This window comes from Microbacterium xerophyticum, assembly GCF_053543555.1.
This window is the reverse complement of sequence record NZ_JBLVOB010000009.1, coordinates 415,033-424,191: the sequence shown is the minus strand read 5'-3', so window position 1 is coordinate 424,191 and position 9,159 is coordinate 415,033. Positions and strand designations below refer to the sequence as shown.

Sequence of the window (9,159 nt, the reverse complement as noted above, 5' to 3'; positions counted from 1 at the left end):
GTGATCGAGCACGGCCGTGGGGTCGACCTCGACGACGTCGCCGACGCGTCCGAGGTCGATGTTCTCCCCGTCGATCACGACGCCGCGGCGGCGGCCGCCGAACAGGCCGGCGTCCTCACCGCTCAGGCCCGTCGCGATCGGACCGTGCGAGTTGATCTTCGCGACCAGCTGCGGGTTGACCTGACCGGTGAGCACCATGCGCACGACGCTGATCGCCTCGGTGTTGGTGACGCGGTAGCCGCCCTTGAACTCGCTGGGGATCGCGAGCCGATCGAGCATGTTGGAGATCTGCGGGCCTCCGCCGTGCACGACTACCGGTTGCACACCGACGTAGCGGAGGTAGGCGATGTCCTGTGCGAACGCCTCCTGCAGTTCGTCCGAGACCATGGCGTTGCCGCCGTACTTGACCACGACGATCTGGTCACGGAACTTCTTCAGCCACGGCAGCGACTCGATCAGCGTCGTCGCCTTGACCGCTGCGATCTCGGCAGGGGTGTCCTGGATGTCGGTCATGAGGCGTACGCGCTGTTCTCGTGCACGTAGTCGTGCGTGAGGTCGTTCGTGCGGATGGTCGCCTCGGCCTCGCCCACCTGGAGGTCGATGAGCAGATCCGTGGCGCGCGGGGTGAGGTCGACCTCTTCCCTCGGCCGGTCGGGGCCGCCCTCGGAGCACACGCGGACGCCGTTCATCCAGACGTCGACGTTGTACGGATCGAACTGCGCGCTCGTGGTTCCGATCGCCGCCAGCACGCGGCCCCAGTTCGGGTCGTTGCCGAAGATCGCGGCCTTGAAGAGGTTGTTGCGGGCGACTGAGCGGCCGACCTCGACGGCCTCCTGCTCGGATGCCGCGTTCGTGACGCGGATCGTGATGTCGTGGCTCGCGCCCTCGGCGTCGCCCTGCAGCTTGAGCGCGAGCTGATCGCTGAGTTCGGTCAGCGCGGCCGCGAAATCGTCGAGGTCGGGGCGGATGCCGCTGGCGCCGTTGGCGAGGAGCGTCACCTGGTCGTTGGTCGACATGCACCCGTCGGAGTCGAGCCGGTCGAAAGTCCGCCCGGTCGCGCGGCGCAGCGCGGTGTCGGCCTCGAGCGCGTCGAGGTCGGCATCGGTCGTGATCACCACGAGCATCGTGGCGAGGCCCGGTGCCAGCATCCCTGCGCCCTTGGCCATGCCGCCGATCGTCCAGCCGTCGCGGGAGACGACCGCGGTCTTCATGACCGTGTCGGTCGTCATGATGGCCTGCGCGGCGGCGTCTCCGCCGTCGGCGCTCAGCTGCGCGATCGCCTGCGCGGTGCCGTCGAGCACCTTGGCGCGGAACGCCTCGTCTCCCGTGCCGATCAGCCCGGTGGAGCACACCAGTACATCGCCGGCGCTGACATCGAGCAGCTCCGCGGCCTTCTCGGCGGTCTGATGCGTGGTCTGGAACCCGAAGGATCCCGTGAAGCAGTTCGCACCGCCCGAGTTCAGCACGACCGCCTCGACGGTGCGGTCGAGGATGACCTGCTGCGACCAGATGATGGGGTTGGCCTTCGCGCGGTTGCTGGTGAAGACGGCGGCGCCGATCTGGCGCGGGCCGCGGTTGACGACGACGGCGACATCGAGCTTACCCGTGGACTTGAGGCCCGCTGCGACGCCTGCCGCTTCGAATCCCTGCGGTGCGGTGACGCTCATGGCGCGACTCCGTTCAGTGACAGCGCCCGATCCTCCGGGAGTCCGAGCGCGAGGTTCATGGACTGGATGGCGGCGCCCGCCGTGCCCTTGACGAGATTGTCGACGGCGGTGACGACCGTGACGCGACCTGCGGCACGATCGATCGCGAGCCCGATCAGAGCGGTGTTCGCGCCGATGACGTCGGCGGTGCGAGGGAACTGCCCCTCCGGCAGGAGCTGCACGAACGTCTCGCCCGCGTACGCGTCCTCCCACGCCGCACGGATCTCGGCATCCGTGACGCCGTCGACGATCGGCGCCGTCGAGGTGGCGAGGATGCCGCGCGCCATCGGCACGAGGACAGGAGTGAAGGAGATGCGCACATCCGCAGCGCCTGCGGCGTACAGCGCCTGCTGGATCTCCGGGATGTGCCGATGGGTGCCGCCCACGGCGTACGGGTTGGCGCTGCCGAGGATCTCGCTCGCCAGCAGGTTCGTCTTGAGGCTCTTGCCCGCACCCGAGGGGCCGACCGCCAGCACGGCGACGATGTCGCTCGGATCGATCACTCCTGCGGCGACGCCGGGGGCGAGGCTGAGGCTCACGGTCGAGGCGTTGCACCCCGGAGCGGCGATGCGCGTCGCTCCGCGAAGCACCTCGCGCTGCTTACTGGTGCCGTCGGCCGGAAGCTCCGGCACTCCGTACGCCCAGGGCTCGTGGAAGTCGCCGCCGTAGAACGCGTCCCACGACTCGCGGGAGGTGAGCCGATGGTCTGCCCCCGCGTCGATCACGAGCGGCACGTCTCCCAGAGCATCCGTGTACTGGCCGGACTGGCCGTGCGGGAGCGCGAGGAAGACGATGTCGTGGCCGGCGAGGATCTCGGGGGTGGTGTCCTGCAGAGTGAGGTGCGCGAGCGAGCGCAGGTGGGGCTGATGCTGGATCAGCGGCTGCCCGGCGTTGGAGTGCGCGGTGACGGTGCGGATCTCGATGTCCGGGTGGCCGGCGAGCAGGCGCAGGATCTCGCCTCCCGCATAGCCGGATGCGCCGGAGACGGCGACGGAATACGTCATGTTTCTACCTTAACGGTCTGGGGTGAGGGGCCGATGGCGGCGACACCGGTGCTCGACCCTCTCGTCGGCGTTCGACGTTCGGGGAGCACGGGGTCGCCTAGAGTCGGCGGCCGCCCAGACGGCTGCGGCGTCGGCGCACCACGATGACACTCGGGACGAGTGTCGGTGAGGCGGATACGGCCGAAGGCATGTGGTGACAGTAGCGCTGCGGGCGCGCGGTGCGCAAATCGACGTGCTCATCCGGCGCGGGTGGCACCCTTCGGAAACAAGATGCGCAACGAGAACCAGTCACCATCCGAGGAGATCGAGACAGCACCGTCATAGGCGGTCGCCGCCGTCTCGATGTTGCGCAGCCCGTATCCGTGACCTTCAGCGCTCTGCCGTGACACGATGCGGTCGCCCTCGCGGAGGAGCACCCCGTCATAGGTGTTCTCCACACGGAGCATCACGAAATCATCCTGTGCGAACAGCGCGAACCGGACGAGACGTCGATCTGCTTCCGCAAGCCGCGCGGACGCCTGCACCGCGTTGTCGAGTGCGTTGCCGACGATCGCCGTGAGATCCAGCGGCCGCAAGAACTCGAGCAGTGCACCATCGGCGACGTACGAGAGTTCGACCTCCCGCTCGGTGGCGTACGCCCGTTTCGCCGTCAGGACCGCGTCGAGCACGTGGTTGCCCGTGTAGACCACTGCGCCGTATCCGCGGATGGAGTCCTCGAGTTCGTCGACCATTCGGCCGCGCGTCTGCGCATCCTGTTCCGCCCTCAAGGCATCGAGATGGTGCTTCATGTCGTGATACTTGCGGTTGACGTCGTCGATCGTCCGACGGGTGAGCTCGTACTGCTCGTGCTGGCTGCGCAGCAGAAGCGTCATCGCGTCAGCATCTCGACGCACCACTGCCTCGTTGTGCACTCGGTGCTGCACATACAGGGCGATGAGGCCTGCGAAATCCACGAGCGTGCGGATGTAGAAGACCTCGGTACCGAACCGACCGCTGAAAGGAGTGCTGGCACTGATGAAGCTGAGGTTCGAGATCGCGAAGGTCGCGACCGTGATAGCGGCGGCACCGACGAGTTCGCGAGGCTCGATGCGCAGCACTCCGACGGCACCGAACGACCTGCGCTCCGCCCACCACACGAGCGTGAACACCACTGCGTAGACGCCGAGGCACAGGAGCGTCTGGATGACTGCCGGCAGCGCGGCGGCATAGAAGCGATCGAGTTGCCAGTAGACGGATGCCGCGAACTCCGCGAGTACGAAAGCTCGCGCCGTGAGATATCCCGCAGCCAGCGGGGTGACGTCCAGCGCAGCCAGGAGGATGGCGTACATCACTGCCGCGGCGACCAGCATCCCTGGAATCCACAGTGCCAGGGGCAGCGTTCCCGCCCACGCCTGCACGACCAGCAGCACGACGATTGCGGCAGCCGCGATGCCGACGGTTCTCCATACCCGCCCGCGACGACCGACGACCAGGATGTAGACCAGGCACGCACCCCACTCGGCGATGCCCGTGAGATGGCGCGGGATGTCCGCGATCACCTCTTCGGCGCCGTTCACGTCGTGATCCCGCGGGAGCCGATGTGCGCCGCGAGCGCCGACAGGAACTCCTTCTTCCGCGGACGACTTATCGGCAGTCGTGTGCCACCGCGCACGCGACAGTCGTTGCCCTCCGTACCGGTGACGTGGCGCAGATTCACGAGCAGGCCGCTGTGGCAGCGCATGAAGCCCTCGCCGTCGAGGTCGGCTTCGAGCGCCTTGAGTGTCGAGACCACCGAGAACGTCCCGTCGAGCGTGTGCACATTGACACGGTGCTTGACGCTCTCGATGTAGAGCACGTCGGCCACGGCGACACGATGCAGTTCTCCGTCCACCGACTTGAACAGCAGTTCGCGCCGTGCGCGCTGTTGCAGACGTACGAGCACGCGACGCATCTCCTGCTCGAACGAGGCGTAGCCGAGCGGCTTGAGCAGATAGCTCAGGGCATCGACCTCGTATCCGCTCACGGCATAGTGCGGCGAGCTGGTGACGAACACCATGATGACCTCCGAGTCGACCTCTCGGATTCGGCGGGCCGCGGTCATACCGTCGACGCCCGGCATCTGGATGTCGAGGAGGAGCACATCCCAGTCGGGGCGGTACTCGGAGATGATGTCCGCGCCGTCCTGGAACACGCCGACGTGGAACCGTTCGCCATGCGCGCGCTGGAACTGGTCGAGATGGGACAGGATGCGGTCGATGCTGTGCGGATCGTCTTCGACAACGCCGACACGGATCACGCAGACACCTCTGAGAATAGGGGAACGGCGGTCAGCTGAATCCGACCACCCGCCGTGCAACATGATAGGCGAGCGTCGTCACCCGTCGCCCGGCCTGACCCGGCAGATTGGCGCTCGCGCCCATCAGTGAACGCCGCATCCGCGTGTACAGCCACGGCCGCTCGTCACGCACGCTCTGCCAGAAGGCATCGCGCGCCGCGAGGTGCGCAGGCGTTCCGCCACGGGCCAGCGTGGCCGAAGTCACCGCGGACACCGCCTCGAAGTAGTGCACCAGTGTGGCGTGCAGTTGCCGAGGGATCGCACTCGACTCCACCGCATCCTCTCTGGGCAGCGCTCGCAGTGCCAGCCTGTTCACGCGCAGCTGCTGGTCGGCACGGCGCAGCATGATCGAAGGGTTCACCGACTGATCGACCCTGCCGATGAAGTACCGGTACAGCTGCACGGGAAGATACGTCATGCGCCGCACGTGCACGAGCGGGATCATGACGAAGAGGTTGTCGACGTAGAAGGTGTGCTCGGGAAGGTGCAGCCTGCAGGCACGCAGGAGCTCTGTGCGATACGTGATCGCGTGCATCATCAGAACCTGCCGTCGGCTGAAGCGGTCGACGTCCTCCCACGAGAAGACGCGTTCGGTGGGGAAGACCGATCCGAAACGCATCGCCTTGGTCGACTTCCCCAGACGCTCGTGCACGTAGTCCGTGAACAGCGCGTCCACACCACCCGTGCGCTCGACGAGGCGCAAATGGTCGAGGGTGCGCCTGAGCGCATCGACGTCGAGCCAGTCATCGGCGTCGAGCACTTTGAGGTAGGTGCCGCGTGCCGCTGCCACACCGGCATTGATCGCACCACCGTGGCCGGCGTTTTCCTGGTGGATGACGCGATAGCGATGCGGCCAGCGCTCGGCGTACACATCGGCGAGTGCACCCGTCTCGTCGGAAGAGCCGTCGTCGACGATCACGATCTCCACGTCCGCAATGTCCCGCAGCGGGTCGAGCGCTCGGCGCAGGTACGCCTGCGCGTTGTAGGCGGGCACCACCACAGTGAGCAATGCCGCGGTCGACGCCGCCGTCATCGTGCAGTCGACTCGGCGGCCACTGGCGCCTGCTGGCGGAAGATCAACTTGAAGATCGGGTAGAACACCCAGAACGAGATCGCGGAGTTGATGATCATGGTCAGCACGTCCGCCACGACCTGACCAGTCGCACCCCAACCCCATATGTTCATGAACAGATCGTATATAGGCGCCTTGTAGAAACCCTGCGCCGCCGCCGCGATGAACGTGATGACGATGTATGCCGCCGTGTACCAGCCAGCAGCCACCCACACCGAGGTGTTCGACTTGAAAGTTATGTTGCGCTGCAGGAAGAAGTTGATCACCTGGGCGACGAGCAGCGTCAGTTGCACAGCCAGGAAGTAGGACAGTCCGCCGCCGCCGTCTGGGAGGGCACCCGCGGCGTAGTCGAACATGTAGTACTGTCCGCCGTCGACATCCGAGCCCACGGGGAGCACTTGGAAGGGCGCGTCAGTGAGATCGGTGTAGGTGTCGAAGAACCAACGCGACAGCGGCATGAGCGCCAGCTGCAGCACCGTGACGCCATTGGAAAGCAGCAGGAACATGGCAAACTTCGACAGTTCCGGATGAGTGAGCTGGAACCCCGTCCACCATCTTCTGATCGCGGCGAACATCACTTACTCCTATCCGTGGCGGCCGCCGGGAAGGCGGCGCCTGTCTTCTTCTCCTCGCGCCGGCCGGCGAAGAACGCTGAGATGACCCGCCCGAGACCACGCAGAGTCTGCCCGTTGACGAGCGTGAGCACCGCATCGGTCAGGCGCCTCGTCGCCATCCCCCCGCTCATCTTCGAGATGACACGGAATGGACCGTTGAAGATGAACAGGATGTTGAGATCGGGCGTGCCGGCCGCTTCGCTCCTGCGCAATCTGCGTTCGAGGAGACCGAACGCCCAGCGCGCGAGTGGGCTGCGTGCGATCGCGAGACGGTCGATCGGGTCGTTGAATCTCAACGGTCCGCTCCCCCATTCCGCGTCAGGGATCGGACGACCGAGCATCCGCTCGAATACGGCATCCGCCGGCTCCGAGGCACGCGCCGGTTGCCCCGTCGCCGCATCGACAGGCAGGGAACCGGCCGGCATAGTGCCATCGACTTCGATATCGGCCGACAGCGCCTCGTCCTGCGCGTGGTGTCCGACGGTCACGCGGTAACGGCCGCTCTCGACCTGCCAAGCGTCGGAACTGACGTCGAAGGTGCGGAATGCCCGCTCGCCGAAGGGAAGATGCACGCGTTCGGAAGCGCCGGCTTCGAGTCGCACCTTCGCGAACGCCTTGAGCTCCTTGACCGGGCGCTCGGCGAAACTGTCCTCCGTGCGGCCGATGTAGACCTGCACCACGTCACTGCCGCCGCGGTCGCCCGTGTTGGTGACCGTGACGGAGACACCATCTGCGTCGGCTTCGATCTGGGACAGAGCGAACGTGGTGTAGCTGAGGCCGAACCCGAACGGGAATGCGACCTCCAGATCAGCGCTCTCGTAGTGCCGGTAGCCGATGAACGGGCCCTCTCGGTACTCGGCGGTGCGCATCCTGCTGGGGAAGCTCCCGGCCGCGGGCGTGTCGGTCAGCGAGATGGGCGTCGTCTCGGCGAGGCGTCCGCTCGGATCCACGACGCCGGTGAGCACGTCCATGAGCGCCTCGGCTCCTGCCTGTCCTCCGAGATGGCCGTGCACCACGGCAGATGCGGCATCAAGCCACGTGGCTGTCTCGACGACGCCGCCGGCACTCAGCAGGACGACGGTTCGCGGGTTCGCACGGTGCACGGCTCTCACCAGAGAGACTTGTGCCGCGGGGAGCTCGAGCGTGGAGCGATCCAGTCCTTCCGACTCGGCGATCTCGGGCAGACCGAGAGCGAGCACGACGACATCAGCGCGGGTCGCGAGGGCGATGGCTTCGTCCTGAAGGGCGGCATCGGCGACACCGTCACGGCGGAATCCGTCTGCGATTCCGGCGATCGTGACAGATGCCGCCTCAGCGGCGTCTGCGAGGGTGGTGAGACGCGTCGGATTGACGAGCGAAGATCCGGCGCCCTGGTAGCGCGGGCGGCGAACGAAATCGCCGACCAAGGCGACGGAGGTCCCGGCCGTGAGAGGCAGGAGCGCACGGTCGTCTTCCGGGAGCGTGGCGTTCTTCAGGAGCACGGCGGACTCGGCCGCGGCGCGACGGGCGAGTGCATGGTGCGCGTCGAGATCGACGACCGCCGCTGCGGTGCGTGCGTGTACGCGCTCGACGAGCGTGAGGACCTCGGCCGCTCGCGCGTCGACGTCGGAGGCATCGAGGCTGCCGGATTCGACGGCCGCGACGATCGCGCGCACCGAGTCCCACCCGGGGGACGGCATCTCGATCGTGCCGCCGGCGGCGACCGAGAGAGCCGCGTCGTTCCCTCCACCCCAGTCGCTGATGACCGCACCGTCGAAGCCCCACTCTCCGCGAAGCACGTCGGTGAGCAGATGCTTGTTCTCATGAGCGTAAACGCCGTTGACAAGGTTGTAGGAAGACATGATCGCCCATGGATGTGCTTCACGAACGACGATCTCGAAGGCCGTCAGATAGATCTCCCGCAACGTGCGCTCATCGATCACCGAATCACTCACCATCCGCCGCAGCTCCTGGCTGTTGACGGCGAAGTGCTTCGGCGTGGCTGCGACGCCTTCGCTCTGGATGCCGCGGACGTACGCAGCGGCGAGGCGCCCGGCCAGTTCAGGATCTTCCGAGAAGTACTCGAAGTTCCGACCTCCGAGCGGACTGCGCTTGATGTTCAGGCCGGGACCGAGCAGCACGCCGACTCCCTGCGCAGAGGCCTCGCGGCCGAGAGCTGCGCCTATCTCCTCGGCGAGCTTCTCGTCCCAGCTCGAGGCCACAGTCGCGGCGGTCGGAAAGCACGTCGCCTTCTCGGAGCCGTGCAGGCCGAGGTGGTCGGCCGATCCGACCTGTTTGCGAATGCCGTGCGGGCCGTCCGACATCCAGACCGGCTCGATGTCGAGTCGTTCGATGGCCCGGGTCTGCCACACGTTCGCGCCGCTCAGCAACGCGGCCTTCTCGATCAGGCTGAGGTCTGCGACCAATGCCTCGATGTCTCTCACTCTTGCTCCTTCGTGGGTGGGCGGGG

8 protein-coding genes are annotated in these 9,159 nt (G+C 66.6%); all 8 read right to left on the bottom strand.

Annotation, left to right across the window (positions count from 1 at the left end; genetic code table 11):
- On the bottom strand, positions 1–513 hold a 513-nt coding region (gene argB, locus ACNPNP_RS19990; protein WP_448967778.1), incomplete at its 3' end, for an acetylglutamate kinase.
- A complete protein-coding gene (argJ, locus tag ACNPNP_RS19985; protein ID WP_448967777.1) occupies positions 510–1,667 on the bottom strand; it encodes a bifunctional glutamate N-acetyltransferase/amino-acid acetyltransferase ArgJ in 1,158 nt (385 codons plus the stop codon). The genes argB and argJ, both read right to left, overlap by 4 nt.
- Complete coding sequence (gene argC / locus ACNPNP_RS19980) at positions 1,664–2,710, bottom strand: N-acetyl-gamma-glutamyl-phosphate reductase (protein ID WP_448967776.1); 1,047 nt, start codon at positions 2,708–2,710, stop codon at positions 1,664–1,666. The genes argJ and argC overlap by 4 nt, the downstream gene beginning before the upstream one ends.
- 236 nt (positions 2,711–2,946) lie before the next feature.
- On the bottom strand, positions 2,947–4,266 hold the full coding sequence (locus ACNPNP_RS19975; protein WP_448967775.1) for an ATP-binding protein: 1,320 nt from the start codon (positions 4,264–4,266) through the stop codon (positions 2,947–2,949).
- Complete coding sequence (locus ACNPNP_RS19970; protein ID WP_448967774.1) at positions 4,263–4,985, bottom strand: LytR/AlgR family response regulator transcription factor; 723 nt, start codon at positions 4,983–4,985, stop codon at positions 4,263–4,265. The genes ACNPNP_RS19975 and ACNPNP_RS19970 overlap by 4 nt, the downstream gene beginning before the upstream one ends.
- Before the next feature lie 31 nt (positions 4,986–5,016).
- Positions 5,017–6,057 (bottom strand): glycosyltransferase family 2 protein, encoded by a 1,041-nt coding sequence (locus ACNPNP_RS19965; RefSeq protein WP_448967773.1) that lies wholly within the window; start codon positions 6,055–6,057, stop codon positions 5,017–5,019.
- Positions 6,054–6,671, bottom strand: coding sequence for a hypothetical protein (locus ACNPNP_RS19960; protein ID WP_448967772.1), 618 nt, complete (start codon positions 6,669–6,671; stop codon positions 6,054–6,056). Before ACNPNP_RS19960 ends, ACNPNP_RS19965 begins: the two co-directional genes overlap by 4 nt.
- The gene (locus tag ACNPNP_RS19955) at positions 6,671–9,133 is read right to left on the bottom strand and encodes a glycoside hydrolase family 3 C-terminal domain-containing protein (RefSeq protein ID WP_448967771.1); all 2,463 of its coding nucleotides are present in this window, start codon (positions 9,131–9,133) and stop codon (positions 6,671–6,673) included. The genes ACNPNP_RS19960 and ACNPNP_RS19955 overlap by 1 nt, the downstream gene beginning before the upstream one ends.
- Positions 9,134–9,159: the final 26 nt, after the last annotated feature.